This window comes from Streptomyces sp. NPDC048419 (assembly GCF_043200415.1).
Classification (GTDB): Bacteria; Actinomycetota; Actinomycetes; order Streptomycetales; family Streptomycetaceae; genus Streptomyces.
Window position 1 is genome coordinate 166,921 of sequence record NZ_JBICXT010000014.1, and the last position, 16,864, is coordinate 183,784.

19 protein-coding genes are annotated in these 16,864 nt (G+C 71.9%); 5 read left to right on the plus strand and 14 right to left on the minus strand.

Translation table 11 applies throughout. From position 1 onward, the window contains the following. Positions 1-63: 63 nt before the first annotated feature. Entirely contained in the window at positions 64-294 is a 231-nt protein-coding gene (locus ACGFYN_RS27720) for a DUF4287 domain-containing protein (RefSeq protein ID WP_393868585.1), read from the minus strand. 102 nt (positions 295-396) lie between these two features. Here ACGFYN_RS27720 and ACGFYN_RS27725 point away from each other — a divergent pair, with 102 nt between their 5' ends. Continuing rightward, entirely contained in the window at positions 397-708 is a 312-nt protein-coding gene (locus ACGFYN_RS27725; RefSeq protein WP_393868586.1) for a hypothetical protein, read from the plus strand. Between the two features lie 54 nt (positions 709-762). Here ACGFYN_RS27725 and ACGFYN_RS27730 read toward each other — a convergent pair whose 3' ends face one another. From ACGFYN_RS27730 to ACGFYN_RS27740, 3 genes are all read right to left on the minus strand, one after another. After that, entirely contained in the window at positions 763-1,536 is a 774-nt protein-coding gene (locus tag ACGFYN_RS27730) for a hypothetical protein (RefSeq protein WP_393868587.1), read from the minus strand. Positions 1,537-1,808: 272 nt separating this feature from the next. Continuing rightward, on the minus strand, positions 1,809-3,029 hold the full coding sequence (locus ACGFYN_RS27735) for an acetyl-CoA C-acetyltransferase (protein WP_393868588.1): 1,221 nt from the start codon (positions 3,027-3,029) through the stop codon (positions 1,809-1,811). A 124-nt stretch (positions 3,030-3,153) separates the two neighbouring features. Then, positions 3,154-4,206, minus strand: a complete 1,053-nt coding sequence (locus ACGFYN_RS27740; RefSeq protein ID WP_393868589.1) for an SGNH/GDSL hydrolase family protein — start codon at positions 4,204-4,206, stop codon at positions 3,154-3,156. Between the two features lie 149 nt (positions 4,207-4,355). On the opposite strand from ACGFYN_RS27740, the gene ACGFYN_RS27745 reads away from it, so the two are divergent. Next, entirely contained in the window at positions 4,356-5,741 is a 1,386-nt protein-coding gene (locus tag ACGFYN_RS27745) for a cystathionine beta-synthase (RefSeq protein WP_393868590.1), read from the plus strand. 325 nt (positions 5,742-6,066) lie between these two features. On the opposite strand, the gene ACGFYN_RS27750 is transcribed toward ACGFYN_RS27745, so the two are convergent. The 5 genes from ACGFYN_RS27750 to ACGFYN_RS27770 all read right to left on the minus strand — a co-directional run bounded on the left by ACGFYN_RS27750 (position 6,067) and on the right by ACGFYN_RS27770 (position 9,891). Further along, positions 6,067-6,492 (minus strand): hypothetical protein, encoded by a 426-nt coding sequence (locus ACGFYN_RS27750; RefSeq protein ID WP_393868660.1) that lies wholly within the window; start codon positions 6,490-6,492, stop codon positions 6,067-6,069. Positions 6,493-6,609: 117 nt separating this feature from the next. Next, positions 6,610-7,542 (minus strand): ABC transporter substrate-binding protein, encoded by a 933-nt coding sequence (locus ACGFYN_RS27755; RefSeq protein ID WP_393868591.1) that lies wholly within the window; start codon positions 7,540-7,542, stop codon positions 6,610-6,612. Positions 7,543-7,554: 12 nt separating this feature from the next. After that, positions 7,555-8,217: an ABC transporter permease gene (locus tag ACGFYN_RS27760; protein ID WP_393868592.1), complete on the minus strand. Its 663-nt coding sequence runs from the start codon at positions 8,215-8,217 to the stop codon at positions 7,555-7,557. A gap of 1 nt (position 8,218) precedes the next feature. Further along, positions 8,219-8,860, minus strand: a complete 642-nt coding sequence (locus tag ACGFYN_RS27765; RefSeq protein WP_393868593.1) for an ABC transporter permease — start codon at positions 8,858-8,860, stop codon at positions 8,219-8,221. Next, positions 8,857-9,891, minus strand: a complete 1,035-nt coding sequence (locus ACGFYN_RS27770; RefSeq protein ID WP_393868594.1) for an ABC transporter ATP-binding protein — start codon at positions 9,889-9,891, stop codon at positions 8,857-8,859. The genes ACGFYN_RS27765 and ACGFYN_RS27770 overlap by 4 nt, the downstream gene beginning before the upstream one ends. Before the next feature lie 141 nt (positions 9,892-10,032). Here ACGFYN_RS27770 and ACGFYN_RS27775 point away from each other — a divergent pair, with 141 nt between their 5' ends. From ACGFYN_RS27775 to ACGFYN_RS27785, 3 genes are all read left to right on the plus strand, one after another. Further along, the gene (locus tag ACGFYN_RS27775; protein ID WP_393868595.1) at positions 10,033-11,550 is read left to right on the plus strand and encodes an aromatic amino acid ammonia-lyase; all 1,518 of its coding nucleotides are present in this window, start codon (positions 10,033-10,035) and stop codon (positions 11,548-11,550) included. Then, positions 11,547-12,407, plus strand: coding sequence for a MurR/RpiR family transcriptional regulator (locus ACGFYN_RS27780; protein ID WP_393868596.1), 861 nt, complete (start codon positions 11,547-11,549; stop codon positions 12,405-12,407). Before ACGFYN_RS27775 ends, ACGFYN_RS27780 begins: the two co-directional genes overlap by 4 nt. Positions 12,408-12,546: 139 nt before the next feature. Further along, positions 12,547-13,101: a hypothetical protein gene (locus tag ACGFYN_RS27785; RefSeq protein ID WP_393868597.1), complete on the plus strand. Its 555-nt coding sequence runs from the start codon at positions 12,547-12,549 to the stop codon at positions 13,099-13,101. Positions 13,102-13,103: 2 nt separating this feature from the next. On the opposite strand, the gene ACGFYN_RS27790 is transcribed toward ACGFYN_RS27785, so the two are convergent. The 5 genes from ACGFYN_RS27790 to ACGFYN_RS27810 form a co-directional block, all read right to left on the minus strand. Further along, positions 13,104-13,478: a hypothetical protein gene (locus ACGFYN_RS27790; RefSeq protein WP_393868598.1), complete on the minus strand. Its 375-nt coding sequence runs from the start codon at positions 13,476-13,478 to the stop codon at positions 13,104-13,106. Positions 13,479-13,499: 21 nt separating this feature from the next. Next, complete coding sequence (locus tag ACGFYN_RS27795) at positions 13,500-14,000, minus strand: roadblock/LC7 domain-containing protein (protein WP_393868599.1); 501 nt, start codon at positions 13,998-14,000, stop codon at positions 13,500-13,502. 13 nt (positions 14,001-14,013) lie between these two features. Then, a complete protein-coding gene (locus tag ACGFYN_RS27800; protein ID WP_393868600.1) occupies positions 14,014-14,829 on the minus strand; it encodes a transcriptional regulator in 816 nt (271 codons plus the stop codon). Then, positions 14,826-15,233 carry a hypothetical protein gene (locus ACGFYN_RS27805; RefSeq protein ID WP_393868601.1) on the minus strand — a complete coding sequence of 136 codons (408 nt, stop codon included), beginning with the start codon at positions 15,231-15,233 and terminating at the stop codon, positions 14,826-14,828. The genes ACGFYN_RS27800 and ACGFYN_RS27805 overlap by 4 nt, the downstream gene beginning before the upstream one ends. 169 nt (positions 15,234-15,402) lie before the next feature. Further along, positions 15,403-16,782, minus strand: coding sequence for a diaminopimelate decarboxylase (locus tag ACGFYN_RS27810; RefSeq protein ID WP_393868661.1), 1,380 nt, complete (start codon positions 16,780-16,782; stop codon positions 15,403-15,405). Positions 16,783-16,864 lie beyond the last annotated feature (82 nt).

Below are 16,864 nucleotides of genomic sequence, written 5' to 3' on the forward strand. Positions count from 1 at the left end.
CGCGCGTGCAGCAAAGGGCCCCGGGTTCCCCCCGGGGCCCTTGGTCGTCGTCCAGTTGCGCGCCTAGAGCAGTTTGCGCGCGGCCCTCCTCATGTCGTACTCATGAACAATCGCCTTGGCGTGGCCGTACGCGAGGTTGTGTTCGTGGCGGAGCCAGCTGACCTTCTCCTCGAAGTTGAAGAGAGCCGGGCCATCTTCGACGGCGCGAAGCCAGTCGGTGACTTCACGACCGGTGCAGTGGGGGATGCGGGCGAGCAGGTTGCGATGGGTCTCCTCGGAGAAGACTTGGGACATCGGCGCCTCCGGACGAAAAAGGGGATGTAAGCCGGTCCTTCAGGTCACGGTGCCTGAGCGTTCGCCTGTTGGCAACAGTGCGACGGCGCGTACGCTCGGTTCGTGGTTGATACGACGCCTCTGACCCGTGCCGTGGATCATTTCGCCGACCGTCTCCGGGCGGCGCCGCAGAGCCGGCTGCAGCGGGGGGCCGCTGCGGAAGCGCTGGCGCTGGCAAGGGAGTTGAGCTGGCGGGCGCAGGCTCTGGAGGAGCCCGGAACCGAGCCGCGGGAGATGCCCGACGCCGGGATGTTCGCCGCCGCTGATCAAATCACCGTCGCGGTTCATGACTTGGCCCTCGTGCTGGATGACGAGGGCCAGGTCGATGAGGCTGTGCGGTTGGTGGGGGAGGCGCAGGATCGGGCCGGGGTGTGAGGCTCGTGTGCGGCTGCGGGTCCGTCGTGGCTGGTCGCGCAGTTCCCCGCGCCCCTAAAGGGACGCGATGACCCTGTCCGCCAGGATGTAGACATTGTCCGCGCCGCACTCGAACGTCAGCGTGTACGCGCCCGAGATGCCCGAGCCGCCCAGGAGGACCGGGGTCTCCCCGGAGCGGAGGGCTGCCGCGAGGCGCTCGGCGGTCTCACGGTGGCCCGGCGTCATGCACAGCGTGGTGCCGTCGGCGAAGACGTAGACGTCGAGGGTGCCCAGCGGGCCCGGGCGGACGTCGGCCAGCTCGACGCGGGACGAGGCCAGTTCCTCCAGGGTGGCCACCGTGCGCTCATGGTCGTTCACGACCGGTGACTGGACCGGGACGAAGTCCGGGTGGGAGGGGTGGCGGCGGCGGGCGGCGGCCAGTTCGGGCGACTCGCCCGTGAACTCGTCGGCGTCCGCGGTCGGCTCGCTCACCGGCTCCAGGCCCACGAAATCGGCCTGCCGGGGCAGGAACAGCTCACTGTCGGGCAGGCCCAGCAGCGAAGGCGCGTCGGAGGCGTCACGGGCCTCCTGCGCGGCCCAGAAGGCCCGCGCCTCGGCGAGCTCGCGCTCACGCTCCTCGGCGAGCGCCGCGGCCACCGCGGCGCGTATCTCGTCGGTCTCGGCGGAGCGGGCGGCCGGTACGAGACCGCGCGCGGAGTTGTGCTCGGCGAGCTGGGTGTGCAGTACCGCGACCTCACGACGCAGCACCATGAGCGTGCGCAGGACGGCGACACCCACGGCGCCGGTGGCGGCCGTGATGACCAACAAGGCGATCGGCATGGCGCTCACTGACGTACTCCCGGTTCAAAGTCGACCCCCGACTTCCTACATCAGCTTGAAGGGCGGACTAACCAGCTGTCAGTGCGTAACGTCACGAAACGGGCAGGACTTTGGGTCCTGCGTTTACTGGCGTAACGGCGCTGACCTGCGTAGATCCCCTCCCCAAGGGAGATAGGTCACATCCTGGGGGAGATTGGATCACAAAACGACCCGGAGGCCGGGGGATTCCCGGACTCCGGGCCGTCAACTCACGGTGTGTGCTACGGCGGTTACCGAGAGGTTCAGCTGAGGCGCTCGATCACCATCGCCATGCCCTGGCCGCCGCCGACACACATCGTCTCCAGACCGAACTGCTTGTCGTGGAACTGGAGGGAGTTGATGAGCGTGCCGGTGATGCGGGCTCCGGTCATGCCGAAGGGGTGGCCGACGGCGATGGCGCCGCCGTTCACGTTCAGCTTCTCCAGCGGGATGCCGAGGTCGCGGTAGGAGGGGATCACCTGGGCGGCGAACGCCTCGTTGATCTCGGCCAGGTCGATGTCGTCGATGGTGAGTCCCGCCCGCTTGAGGGCCTGGTTGCTCGCCTCGACCGGGCCGAGGCCCATGATCTCGGGGGACAGGCCCGAGACGCCGGTGGACACGATGCGCGCGAGCGGGGTGAGGCCGAGCTCGCGCGCCTTGGTGTCGCTCATGATGACCACGGCCGCCGCACCGTCGTTCAGCGGGCAGCAGTTGCCCGCGGTGACCATGCCGTCGGGGCGGAAGACCGGCTTGAGGCCGGAGACGCCTTCCATGCTGACGCCGGCGCGCGGGCCGTCGTCCTTGGAGACGACCGTGCCGTCGGGGAGGGTCACCGGGGTGATCTCGCGTTCCCAGAAGCCGTTCTTGATGGCTTCCTCGGCGAGGTTCTGCGAGCGGACGCCGAACTCGTCCATGTCCTGGCGGGTGACGCCCTTGACGCGGGCCAGGTTCTCGGCGGTCTGCCCCATCGCGATGTAGGGGTCGGGGACCAGGCCGTCCTCGCGCGGGTCGTGCCAGGTGGTGCCCTCCTGTGCGGCGACCTCGGCGGTGCGGGCCTCGGCCTCGGCGAAGAGGGGGTTGTGCGTGTCGGGGAGGCTGTCGGAGTTCCCCTTCACGTACCGGGAGACCATCTCGACGCCGGCCGAGATGAAGACGTCGCCCTCGCCGGCCTTGATGGCGTGCAGGGCCATGCGGGAGGTCTGCAGGGAGGAGGAGCAGTACCGGGTGACGGTGCAGCCCGGGAGGTGGTCCATTCCCATCTGCACGGCCACGATGCGGCCGAGGTTGTTGCCCTGCTCGCCGCCGGGGAGGCCGCAGCCGAGCATCAGGTCCTCGATGTCCTTCGGGTCCAGCTCGGGGACCTTGGCGAGGGCGGCCTGGATGATCGTGGCGGTGAGGTCGTCGGGGCGCAGATCCTTGAGAGAGCCCTTGAAGGCGCGGCCGATGGGAGAGCGGGCGGTCGAGACGATCACGGCTTCGGGCATCACGGCTCCATTGGCGTACGTGTGGGGATGGGCAGGGCTGCTTGGGAAGTTACCCGTACGTATGGTCAGGGTCACGGGTAGCGCGGTGTGACCCTGGCCGCAGTTTTCTAAGCGCTTGCTTTGCTCACGCTCCGCCGGAGGCGGCACCCCCTGACAGCCTGGTGCGGGACGGCGCCGTCTCCGGCTCCTGCACCCGGCGCCTGCGCCTGCGCTTGAGCAGCGCCCATGGACCCCGCGGCCCCGTCGGCATCGCCGCCGTGACCTCCGTGCCCGCCTCGGACGCGGCCTCCGCCGCCGCCCGGGCGACCGGGAGGAAGCCCTCGCGCCGGGAGACGTCGGGGCGCTCCTCATCGGCCGGCCACAGGCCGAGGGTCGCGCAGACCGTCGGGAGGACGGCCATGGCGGCCGTCGCGTAGCCCTCCGCCGAGGGGTGGTAGTTGTCGGGGCCGAAGAGCTCGCGGGGGTTGGCCTCGAACTCGGGGCCGAGCAGATCGCCCAGCGACACCGTGCGGCCACCCTGTTCGACGGTGCCGATCGTCTGGGCCGCGGCGAGCTGGCGGGAGGACCGGCGGGCCAGCCAGCGCAGCGGCTGCTGGACGCGTTCCACCGTTCCCAGGTCGGGGCAGGTGCCGACGACCACTTCCGCGCCGGCCGTGCGCAGCCGCCGCACCGTCGAGGAGAGATGGCGCACGGAGCGGGTCGGCGGCATGCGGTGGGTGACGTCGTTCGCGCCGATCATGATCACGCAGACGTCGGGGGTGCGGGCCGGGTTCGCCAGGACCAGGGCCACCTGGCGGTCCAGGTCGTCGGACATGGCCCCCGGGAGGGCCACGTTGTGCAGCTCCACCGGGCGCTCGGCCACCGCCGCGAGGCCCGAGGCGAGCAGCGCCCCGGGTGTCTGGCCCGCGCGGTGGACGCCCTGGCCCGCGGCCGTGGAGTCGCCGAGCATCGTCAGGCGCAGGGGCTGTTCGTCGGGGGCTGTGTAGGCCGTGCCGTACAGGCCGTCCGCCACCGGGACGCGTCCGCTGGTGCCGTTGCCCACGTGCCGCCTGGCCATGTGGACCTCCGCCAGCAGCAGTCCCACGGTGGCCGCGCCGGCCAGCCCGATCCCGCCACCGCCGAACGCCGCACCGGCCGCGATCCGCCGGGCCACCCTCGCCCTCGACATGCTCGTCATACGCCGCCGCCACCTCCTGCTAGCCGTACATCCACTCCTTGCCCCGTACCGACCGTCCGCCAATCTCAACGGCGCGTGCCGGACCCCTGTGAGCCGTAGGCTGGCGGAACCATCACAGCCACATCTTTTGCAAGCATCCGGAGACAACGGTGCAATTCCACGACTCGATGATCAGCCTCGTCGGCAACACCCCGCTGGTGAGGCTCAACAGCGTGACCCAGGGCATCAGGGCCACCGTCCTGGCCAAGGTCGAGTACTTCAATCCGGGCGGCTCGGTGAAGGACCGCATCGCCCTGCGCATGATCGAGGCGGCCGAGAAGAGCGGGGAGCTGAAGCCGGGCGGCACCATCGTCGAGCCGACCAGTGGCAACACCGGCGTCGGCCTCGCCATCGTGGCGCAGCAGAAGGGGTACAAGTGCATCTTCGTGTGCCCCGACAAGGTGAGCACCGACAAGATCAACGTGCTGCGGGCGTACGGCGCCGAGGTGGTCGTCTGCCCGACCGCCGTGGACCCCGAGCACCCGGACTCGTACTACAACGTCTCCGACCGGCTGGTTCGCGAGACGCCCGGCGCCTGGAAGCCGGACCAGTACTCCAACCCCAACAACCCGCTCTCCCACTACCACTCCACGGGCCCCGAGCTGTGGAAGCAGACGGAGGGGCGGATCACCCACTTCGTGGCGGGCGTGGGCACCGGCGGGACCATCTCGGGCACCGGCCGCTATCTGAAGGACGCCAGCGACGGCAGGGTCCAGGTCGTCGGCGCCGACCCCGAGGGGTCCGTGTACTCCGGCGGCTCCGGGCGGCCGTATCTCGTCGAGGGCGTCGGTGAGGACTTCTGGCCGACCGCCTACGACCGGACCGTGGCCGACGAGATCGTCGCGGTGTCCGACAAGGACTCCTTCCAGATGACCCGCCGGCTGGCCAAGGAGGAGGGGCTGCTGGTCGGCGGCTCCTGCGGGATGGCGGTCGTCGCGGCGCTGGAGGTCGCCGCGCGGCTCGGCGAGGACGACGTCGTGGTGGTGCTGCTGCCCGACAGCGGCCGCGGGTACCTCAGCAAGATCTTCAACGACGAGTGGATGGCCGACTACGGCTTCCTCGAGGACACGGGCCCGAGCGCCCGCGTCGGCGACGTCCTGAACGACAAGGAGCACGGCGCCATCCCGTCCCTCGTCCACATGCACCCGGACGAGACCGTCGGGGAGGCCATCGAGGTGCTGCGCGAGTACGGCGTCTCGCAGATGCCGATCGTGAAGCCGGGCGCCGGCCACCCGGACGTCATGGCCGCCGAGGTCGTCGGCTCGGTGGTGGAACGGGAGCTGCTCGACGCCCTGTTCGCCAAGCGCGCCTCCCTGGAGGACCCGCTGGAGAAGCACATGTCCGCCCCGCTGCCGCAGGTCGGCTCCGGCGAGCCGGTCGCGGACCTGATGTCCGTGCTGGGCCGAGCGGACGCGGCGATCGTCCTCGTCGAGGGCAAGCCGACGGGCGTGATCGGCCGCCAGGACCTGCTGGCCTTCCTGGCCAAGGGGAAGTAGCGGCGAACCCCGGGTGAACCGCCGGTGACCGCAGGGAAGTTGTGCCTGTCGACAACGTTCGCGGACTTCGCGGAAGTGGTACGAGGGCGTCACGTCCACGCAGCACACGCTTAACACGGGTCCTGCACATTAGGGGTGTCGGCAGGGCGGGGGAGGCTCCCCGCCCGGGCCGGCGCCGAACGTCCAAGGACCTCCGGAGCGGCTCCCGGACCTCCATGGACGCCCGGACGCGAGTACCGGCCTGACCGGTCAGCGTCCCTCGCGGGGACCGCCGTCGTCCCGCCCCCCGTTCGCGGGGGTGCGGCGGTCCCCGCGCACGACTTCCTCATTCCTCCCAGCGGTCCCCGCCCTTGTCCCGCCCGCGGCGGCCGAAGAGGTCGGGGTTGCTGCGGGCGGCCTGGACGAAGTTGACGCCGACGATGCCCGCCCAGGTGGCGAACAGGCCGGGCAGGTTGCCGAGCGAGCCGCCGATCGCGGAGAGCGGGATCGCGAGCACCAGCGAGACCAGGCCGAAGCCGAAGCGCTCACCCCAGGTGTCGCTCGACCGGGGCGCCCGGGAGCCCCGGGCCACCACCATCTGCTGCTCGGCCAGCTGCCTGCGTACCCGGCGCTCGACCGCGCCGTCGATGCGCTGGTCGACCTTCTCCAGGAACGAGTCGACCAGTGCGGACTCGTACTCCTGGCCGAGTTCCCTGCGCGCCTGCAGGGTGGCGTTCAGTTCCTTCTTGAGCTCGGCGTCCCGCGCGTCCATACCGGTCTCCATTCCCGTCATGGAAGACAACGGTAAGGAGCCCGGAGGAGTCCCGCACTGGGGTTAGCCCCCCTGTTCGGGGCGGGGGTGTCCCGCCGCCCGGGACACCCCCGCAGGTCACTTCGCCAGGCCGTGCTGCTTGGCGTAGGCGTCGGCCACCTCCTCGGGGTCCTTCTTGTCCTTGTCGACCAGGCGGTTGAGCTCGGTGAGCTGGGCCGTGGTCAAGGCGTTGCCGAGGCGGGCGAGCGCCTTGCGGACGGTGTCGTCGGCCTTGCGGTCGGCGACCAGCGGCACGATGTGCTGGCTGGGGATCAGGTTCTCGGGGTCGGTCAGCACCACCCAGCCGTTGGCCTCGATGTCGGTGTCGGTGGTGAAGAGGTTCGCCACGTCCACGTCGCCCTTCTTCAGGGCGCCCTTGACCAGCGGGCCGTCCGAGTCGAGCGACTTGAACTCCTTGAACTCGACGCCGTAGACGTCCTTCAGGCCGACCGCGCCCACCCGGCGCTTCTTCACCTCGGGGGCGGCGCCGACGACCAGCTTGCCGTTCTGCTTCCTGAGATCGGCCAGCGAGGTCAGGCCGTACCTCTTCGCCGTCTCACGGGTGACCACGAAGGCGTCGGAGTCCTCGGCCGTGCCGTAGGGCAGGATCTGCAGGCCCTTGGGCAGTGCCAGGGCCAGGGCGTTCTGCATCGCGCCCTCCTCCGCGGCGGTGGACTTCGGGTCGAGGTAGTTGAGGAGCGCGCCCTGGTACTCGGGCAGGAGGTCGATGTCGCCGCTCCTGAGGGCGGGGATCACGATCTCGCGGGTGCCGAGGTTGGGGCGGACGGTGACCTTCACGCCGGACTGCTTCAGCACGGCCGCGTAGAGGTAGCCCAGCACCTGGTTCTCGGTGAAGTTGGCGGTGCCGATGGTGACTCCGCCCTTGCTGGAGCCGCCGCCGCCGGAGGCGGAGCCCTGGCCGTCGAGGGAGGTGACGCCGCCCGCGCAGGCGGAGAGGGCGGGGACGGAGGCGGCCGCGAACAGGCCGCCGAGGAGAGTGCGTCGGTTCATGGTCTGAGGCCCCTAGGCGGTGCGGTGGCGGAAGAGGAAGCGCTGGAGGCCGGAGAGGGCCAGGTCCAGGACGACGGCGACCACGGCGACCAGCACCGCGCCGCCGAGCACCTGCACCAGGTCGCGCTGGGCGAGGCCGTCGAAGACGTAGCGGCCCAGGCCCCCGAAGGAGACGTACGCGGCGATCGTGGCGGTGGCCACGACCTGGATCAGCGCCAGCCGCAGGCCCGTCATGATCAGCGGCAGCGCGAGCGGCAGTTCGACCTGGAGGAGGACCTGGTGGCCGCGCATGCCCTGGCCGCGTGCCGCGTCCCGTACGTCCGGGTCGACGGCCGTCATCCCGGCGTAGGCGTTGGTGACGATGGCCGGGACGGCGAGGGCGACCAGGGCCACGTACACCGGCAGCATCGACAGGCCGCCGGCCAGGAAGACCAGGACGACCAGGCCGACGGTGGGCAGCGCGCGGCCGAAGGACGAGAGGTTGATCGCGACGAAGGCGCCCTTGCCGGTGTGGCCGATGAGCAGGCCGAGGGGGAGGCCGATCGCGGCCGCGATGAGGGTCGCGAGGAGCGAGTACTGCAGATGCTCGGCGAGGCGGTGGGTGATGCCGTCGGGGCCGGTCCACTGGGCGCCGCTGGTCAGCCAGGTGCCCAGGTTCTTGAAGAGTTCGTACATCTCAGGCTCGCCTCCTGCGCCAGGGGGTCAGCACGTACTGGAGGGCGACCAGCAGGGCGTCCGCCACGACCGCGAGCAGGATCGTCAGGACCACGCCCACGATCACCGGGGTCGGGAAGTTGCGCTGGAAGCCGTCGGTGAAGAGCTGGCCGAGGCCGCCGTCGCCGATGTAGGTGGCGACCGAGACCAGGGAGATCGACATGACCGTGGCGATGCGGACGCCAGCCATGATCACGGGGAGCGCGAGTGGGAACTCGACGGTCAGGAGCGTGCGCAGGGGGCGCGTGCCCATCGCCTTGGCCGCCTCCTTGGCCTTCGCGGGCACCGAGTCCAGGCCCTCGACCGTGTTCCGCAGCAGCACGACCAGGGTGTAGACCGTCAGGCCGATCACCGTGGTGGTCCGGGTCAGTCCGCTGATCGGCAGCAGGAGCACGAAGACCGCGATCGAGGGGATCGTGAACAGGACGTTGGAGAAGCCGAGCAGGAAGCCGCGCAGCGGGCGGATGCGGTGGGCGATCACGGCGAGCGGGAGCGAGATCAGCACGCCGAACAGGACGGCGGTCAGGGCCGCCTGGAGGTGGGACACCGTCAGGCTGGTGAGTTCGTCGGTGTGGTCGCCTATCCACGACCAGTCGATGGTCATGCGGCCACCCGTGCGTCCGTGTGCGCCCGGCCGGCGTGCGCGTGGATGTCGTCGCGGGAGGAGACGCCGGTGAGGACGCCGGCCGCGTCGACGCGCGCGATCATGCCGGTGGGGGAGGCGACGGACTCGTTCAACGCCGACAGCAGGGAGTCACCGTCCGTCAGCGGCCGTACGGGGACCTCGGCGCCGGCGGACTTCCAGTGCCGGGGCCTGCGGGCCTCGTCGAGCACGAGGGTCCAGGCGCCGCCCTCGGGGGCCGGGCCCTGCGGGACGTCCGCGAGGGCCGTCAGCGACAGCAGCTTCAGGCCGCGCTCGGCGCCGAGGAAGTCGGCCACGAAGTCGTCGGCGGGGCGGGCGAGGAGCTCGGTGGGCGCGGCGCACTGCACCAGGTGGCCGCCGGTGCGGAACACGGCGATCTGGTCGCCGAGCCGCACGGCCTCGTCGATGTCGTGCGTGACGAAGACGATGGTCTTGCTCAACTCCTTCTGCAGACGCAGCAGTTCGTCCTGGAGCTGGGTGCGCACCACCGGGTCGACCGCGCCGAAGGGCTCGTCCATCAGGAGCACCGGCGGGTCGGCGGCCAGGGCGCGCGCGACGCCCACGCGCTGCTGCTGGCCGCCGGAGAGCTGGTGCGGGTACCGCTTGCCCGCGTCGGCCGCGAGGCCGACGGTCTCCAGCAGCTCGGCGGCCCGGGCGCGTGCCTTCTTCCGGCTCCAGCCGAGCAGGAGCGGCACGGTGGCGATGTTGTCGAGCACCGTGCGGTGCGGGAACAGGCCCGACTGCTGGATGACGTACCCGATGGAGCGGCGCAGCTCCGCGGCGTCCTGCCGGGTCACGTCCCGGCCGCCGACCTGGATGGTCCCCGAGGTCGGCTCGATCATCCGGTTGATCATCCGCAGCGTGGTCGTCTTGCCGCAACCGGAGGATCCGACGAGGACGGTCACGCCCGCTTCGGGCATCTCCAGGGTGAGATCGTGGACTGCTGTCGTGCCGTTGGGGAAGCGCTTGTGGACCGCGTCGAACTGGATCATGAGTTGTCCCTTGCCCGGCTGTATAACGTCATGCAGAGTTCTTGGTATCTGAATAGGTTGTCAACGGTTCGGAGTTAATCCGAGGTAACGGATGACCGCAGATCAAGATCGGATGTCCGGATTGATTGGGGTTTGAGCTTTATGTCGTCTCGGATCGTGGACACTCCGGATGTCGTGTCTCAGGGCCACACCTGCCTGGTGGTCCTCGACGGGATCGGTCTCGGCATCGCCGACGTCGTACGCCTCGCCGAGGGAACCGCGCGGCCGGTGCCCGGCACCGACGCGATGAAGCGGGTGACGGTGTCCTGGGACGCCGCCCGGCAGATCGCCGCGACCGGACGCGTCTACGGCCGCTCCACCGGCGTGGGCGCCAACCGGAACGAGGACGTGCCCACCGACACGGCGGCCGAGCACGGGCTCAGGCTGCTGCGCAGCCACGCCGGCGCGATCGGCGACGAGCTGCCCGCGCGGGAGGTGCGGGCGATGCTCGCCGTCCGCGCCAACCAGCTGCTCGCGGGCGGCGCCGGCCTGCGGCCCACCGTCGTCACCGCGCTGTGCGAGGCGCTGGAGAGCGGCGCCCACCCGGTCGTGAACGAGTTCGGCTCGGTCGGCACCGGCGACATCGCCGCCCTCGCGCAGGCCGCCCTCGCACTGGCCGGCGAGGCTCCGTGGCGGGGGCCGGGCGCGCCCAAGCCCCAGCAGCTCGACAACAACGACGCGCTGGCCTTCATCAGCAGCAACGCCCTGACCCTCGGCCAGTCCGCGCTGGCCCTGCACGAACTGCGTTCCCTGGTGCAGGCCACCCAGGTCGTCGGCGCGCTCTCGCTGCTGGCCGTCGACGGCTCGCACGAGGCCTACGCCGCCCCGGTGCACGCCGCACGGCCGCACCGGGGTTCCAGCGAAGTCGCCCGCCGGATGCGCGAGTTGATCGGTGCGGCGGACCGGCCCACTCCGCCGCTCGGCCGGATCCAGGACCCGTACGGCTTCCGCTGCCTGCCGCAGATACACGGGCCGGCGCTGGACGCGGCGGACGACCTGGAGGAAGTCCTCCGCATCGAGATCAACGCGGCCGCCGAGAACCCGATGATCTCGTCCGAGGACATGGCGGCCTATCACCACGGCGGCTTCTACCAGGCCCAACTCGCGCTCTCGCTGGACCACTTCAGGCTCGCCGTGACCCAGGTGGCCCGGCTGTCGACCTCACGCCTGTCCACGCTCAACGAGCCCGGCTTCACCCGGCTGCGGCCCTTCCTCGCCAACGAGGAGCCCGCCGCCTCCGGCGTGATGATCCTCGAGTACGCGGCCGGGGCCGCCCTCGGCGACCTGCGTGCCTTCTCCGCTCCCGCGTCGCTCGGCCACGCTGTACTCTCCCGGGGCGTCGAGGAACAGGCCAGCTTCGCCTCGCTCGCCGCGCGTCAGACCCTGCGCGCCTGCCGCGCGTACCGTCTGGTCGTCGGCTGCGAACTCGTCGCCGCCGTACGGGCGCTGCGCCAGCGCGGTCTGCGGCCCGAGCCGGACCTGCCGGTGGGCCGTGCGCTGGAGTTCGCCGACTCGGTGCTGTCGCAGGACCAGGCCGACCGGCCGCTCACGGACGACGTGACGGCGGCGGCCGCACTGCTGGACCGGTTCACGGACATCTGGAGGGGGAGCGGGTCATGAGCGGGGAGAGGGATGTGAGCGTGGGGGACAGTCCTGCGGGGCGGCTGCAGGCGCTCTTCGAGGGGCACCGGCTGACGCCGACCCAGCGGCGCATCGCGCACAGCATGGTGCGGCGGGCCGCCGACGTGCCCTTCCTGTCCAGCGTGGAGCTGGCCGAGCTCGCCGGGGTCAGCCAGCCGTCCGTGACCCGCTTCGCCGTGGCCCTCGGTTTCGACGGCTACCCGGCGCTGCGCAGGCATCTGCGCGAGGTCGCGCCCGCCGAGCAGGCGTCCGAGACCGGCTCGTACAACGAGTACCAGCAGGCCGTCGAGGCGGAGATCGAGAACCTGAGGCACCTCGCGGAACTGCTGGCCGACCCGCGTCCGGTGCAGAGGGCGGGCCGGCTGCTCGCCGCGTCCCGGCCGCTGCCCGTGCTCGGCCTGCGGGCCGCCGCCTCCCAGGCGTACGGCTTCTCGTACTTCGCGGGCAAGGTCCACCCGGACGTCCGGCTGCTCAACGAGGGCGGCACGATGATCCAGGACCGCATCGAGGCCGCCGTACTGGCCGGGGCGAGCGCCCTGCTGTGCTTCGCGCTGCCCCGGCATCCGCGCGAGGTCGTGGACACCCTCGCCTTCGCCAAGGAGGCCGGGCTGACGGTGGTGACCGTCGCCGACTCCGCCTTCGCGCCGGTCGCCAAGGTCTCCGACCTGCTCCTGCCCGCAGCGGTCGGCACCGGGCTCGCCTTCGACACGGCGTGCGCGCCCATGCTGCTGGGCCGGGTCCTGCTGGAGGCCATGTGCGACGACCTGCCGAACGCGCAGGCCCGCCTGGAGGAGTTCGACGCGCGGGCGGCGGCGCGGGGGCTGTTCGTGGAGTGACCCCGTTCTTCCGCGCGGCGGCACCGCTTTAAGACTCGTCTCACGTTCGCTCACTAGCCTGCGCGACCGGATGGCTGTGCCGTACGGCGAGGAGGCGGAACGTGGCACGCGGAGATCGGGGAGCTCAGGGACTGGCCGGGTGGCGGTCGTCGTACGGGCCGGAGCCGCACCGCTGTGGTGGGCCGGGGTGTTCGCGGCCGGCGTCGGGGTGCTGGCGCCGGGGATCACCGGGCGCAGGATCGGGGTGATGGCCGGGGCGGCGCTGTTCGTCGTGGCGGCGGCCGTGGCGTCGTACGCGCGCCGGAAGCGCTATCTCTCCCTGGTGCGGTCGGCCGCGCGCGCCGGCAAGCACGACGTGCTCCAGGACCGTGCGGTGACCGTGCGCAACTGGCGCCTGGGGCACCGCTGGTGGCTGCTCGCGGCCTTCGTGGTGGCGCTGGTGAGCGCGTTCGCCGTGCCCGCCGCGGGCGGCATGCTGCTCGCCGGTGCCGGTACGGGTCTGCGGCTCAAGGCCGCCTGGCTCGGACGGCGCGAGCGGGACGGGGAGGCTCTGCTGTGGGTGCGGGTGGACTGGCTCGCCGCGAACGGCGGCCGCCCGGCCGGCAAGGCGGTCAGGGGGTACCGCAGCACGGGCATCGCGGCGGGCGACGCGGCCCCGGGCGGGGCGCGGCGCCGCACCGCGGCGCTCGTCTGAACTCAGACCTCCAGGTCGGCCTCGATCGACTTCAGCTGGTGGCGGGCCATCGCCAGGTTGGAGCGCTTGGCGTCGAGCACCAGGTACAGGAACAGGCCGTTGCCGCCGCGCCCGCTGATCAGGCGGATCAGGTGGTACTGGTCGCTCAGCGTGATCAGGATGTCCTCGATCTGGCCCTTCAGCCCGAGGTGCTCCATCGTGCGCATCTTGGCGCGGACCACGTCGGTGTTGCCGGCGGCGGCCACGTTCAGGTCGAAGCCCTTGCTGCCGCCCATCGTGCCCAGCGCCATGCCGCTGGTGTAGTCGACGAGCGCGACGCCGGTCGCGCCCTCGATGGAGGCGAGTGCTTCTTTGAGGCAGGTTTCGGTGTTGGCCATGACTGGTTCCTCGGTTTCCTCTCAACTTTCGGTGGCAGTGCGCGCGTTGGTCGTCGTCGTACGTGGCGCGCGGGTCGTTCTGGTCCGTGCGGCGGCCGTCTTGGCCGGCGGTTTGGCGGGCTTGGCCGGCTTCGGCCTGCTCGGGAGTGCGCTGCGGCCGTCGTGGAGTTCGGTGATACGGGCGGCCGCCCGCCGGCCCTCCAGCAGGAGCCGCCCGACGTTCACCCGGTCCTGGGCGAGCAAGGTCAGCACGGCCGAGTCGCCGGCCGCGTAGGTCGCGACGTAGCCGTACACACCCCGCACGAGCAGTTCGCGGAACTCCCCCTGCCCTGTCGCGTCCGCCAGCTTCACCGCCGCCCCGTACGCGGTCTCGATGAGCGTGGCGAGACCGTCCGGGTCGACGCCGGGGGTGTCCTGGGCCAGCACGCGCCCGTCGGCACCGGTCGCGAGCGCGCCCGTGAGCTGGGGGACGCGGGCTCTCAGACGGCGCAGCTCGTCGAGCATGTGGGGGTCGGCAGACATCCGGGGTCTCCTCTCAAAGGGCCTCCAGCGCATCCCTGAGCCTCTTCAGGAGCGTGATGTGGGGATCGGTCGACAGCTGAGCGAGGTCGGGCGGCGGCGGTGGCGGCTCGCGGCGCATCTCCACGAACCCCGCCGCCGTCAGCCGGCGGACGTCCACCAGCGTGTGGAACGCCAGACGGCCCACCGTGCGGGCGATGTCCGACGCCGTACGGGCGCCGTCCACCTGGCTCAGCACCGTCCGCTGGCGGCGGGTGAGGGCGGGGGCCGCCACCGGGTCCGCGCGGTTCAGGGGGGCCGTGTCCGGCTCCGGGTCGGGCCAGATGCGGTGCAGGAGGTCTCGGCGGCGCAGCGTCTCGCGCTCCAGGGCGGCCACCGGCACGGGGCGCTCCGGGCGGCCGGGGTGCGCGCTGCCGTAGCGGAAGCGACCGGGTGTGCTGCTGGACGCGAGGGCGAAGTAGGCGGCGTCGTACAGGGTCGCCAGCCGGCACAGCTCCAGCGTGCCGGGCGCGAGGAGACCGCCGTCGACCAGGAGACGGCCGGTGTCCCGGTCCTCGTCCGTCTCCTTCAGCGCCCGCTGCCAGTCCTCGGCGGAGAGGGTGCCGCGGGCCGTGAGGAGGACCTCCAGACCGGGCGCGAACGGGCTCTCGGCGTGCACGACCAGGCCCTCGGCGAGGTGGAGCGTGCCGTGCTCGCGGAACAGCACCCCGGTGGCCCGCTCGGCGGCGAGCCGGGTCAGCATCGGCGAGACGCCGCTCCACGCGCGCGTGTGGGCGGTCGCCCGGTCGCGCACGGGCAGGCGCGGCGGCTCGGCCGTCCGGGCGGTGGTCATGCCAGCACCAGCCGTTCCGCCATCTCGCCCAGCCGGATGCGGGCCAGCGCCAGGTTGCCCTCCGCGCGGGCCAGCCACAGGTGCAGGAAGACGCTGCCGTCGAAGGAGGCCCCCACGAACCGCAGCACGTGGTAGCTGTCCCGGTTGCTGACGATCAGGTCCTCGACCGGGGGGTCCGCGTCCGCGGCCACGCCGGCCTCGAGGTCGTCGTCCGGTGCGAACGCGTGCTGCTCGGCGGCCAGCCGGGCGATCTCGGCGGCCTCCGCCGCGGCCGTCTCCTGGTCGCCGCCCGGGGACTCCCCGACGGTGCCCAGGGCCAGCCCGCTCGTCCAGTCGATCAATGCGGCCCCCCGGGCACCGGGCAGCCTCATGGCTTCGAGCAGACACTCGTCGATTCCGGGCACCGTGGCTCCCCTCCCGCCTGCGGTTCGGCTGAGTGACGCCGAAACTACGCAACGTGTGCGCGAGGGGTGAGCGTTCTGGCATTTTCCGATGGAACTTGCGGCGGGGCACTAAGGTGGGTCAACTTGCCTGCATTTTTCAGTAGTTGACCACCAGATCCGCGGGCGTGCGTCAACGGCGCCCGGGTGTGCGGAGGGTGGTGAGCGCACTCGCGTGCGCCCCTCCGGATTCGGCCACGATCGCGTCGAGGCTCTGCGCCTCCCGTACCGTCGCGAAGGCGACGCCTCCGCCGCCGTCCGGCGCGAAGCCGTAGATTCCGGGCCGGGCAAGGGAGTTGTAGGCGTAGTGGTGCGCGAAGTAGTACGCACCCGTGTCCAGTGCCGCCGCGTAGTCCCCCTGCTCCAGCAGGGGCAGCGCGCGCCCCTCGGCGAGCAGGTCACCCGCGAAGCAGGCCGGTCCGGCGACGTCCTGCACGACCCCGGGGCCCTCCTTGGGGTGTCCCTTGCCGTCGTACGCGGCGATCCGCAGCGGCCAGGCCCCCGGCGCGTACACCGTCCGCGTCGCCACCTGCACGCCCGCGTGCGTGACCGCGACCGGCCGCCCGCCCGCGCTCTTGGCGTACTCCACCCGGGCCACCACCGTCCCGTGCTTGGCGAGCAGGGAGCGCCCGAACTCGGTGACCAGCCCGTACCGCCCGTCGAAAAGCCCCGGCACCGCCTCGCTCAGCAGCCGCGCGTACTGCGCGTAGGTCGGTGCCGTCCCGTCCGAGCCGAAGTTCACCGGCAGCCCGCCGCCGATGTCGAGCGTGTCGATCTGCGGGCGCCCGATCCGCCCGTTGATCTCCTCGGCGAGCGCGTACGTCTCGGCCACGCCCTGCGCCATCAGCGACAGCGGGATGCCCTGCGAGCCGGTGTGCGCGTGCAGCCGGCTCAGCCACGGGCGGTTGGCGTACGCCTGCACGACCCACTCCCGCGCCCCTTCGTCGCGCAGCGCCACCCCGAACTTCGAGGTCGCCGTCGCGGTCGAGGTGGCCTCGATCGACCCGCCGCCGACCTGCGGGTTCACCCGGATCCCGAGGGGGGAGCGGCTCGTCGCCGACCGCGTCAGGCCGTCGATGCGGTCCAGCTCCTGCGGGTTGTCCGCGTTGACGGCGATCCCCAGCGCCAGTGCCTCGCGCAGCTCGGCCAGGGTCTTCGCGGGGGAGTCGAGCACCGTCCGGGCCGGCGGTATCCCCGCCGCGCGCGCCAGCGCCAGCTCGCCGGGGCTCGCCACCTCCGCGCCGATGCCCTCCCGGTGGAGCAGCCGCAGCACCGGCACCAGCGGGGTGGCCTTCACCGCGAAGGCGTGCAGCACCGGCGTGCCGGGCGCCACCACCGCGTCGAACGCCGACCGCAGCTCGGCGGCCGTCTCCCGGATGCCGGTGACGTCGAGCAGCCCCACGATGGGGGTGCCGGGCCCCAGCAGCCCCTGTTCCACGGCGGCCCGTACCGCCTCGTCGCGCCGGTCCGCCCGGTCGCCGCCACTCGTCCGACTGTCCTTGCCGCTGTCCACCGCGTCCCCCGCGAGCTCGTCGCCGGCGCCGAAGTCACCGTTCGGTGCGTGCGCCGACGTATCCAGTGCATCCAGCCAAACA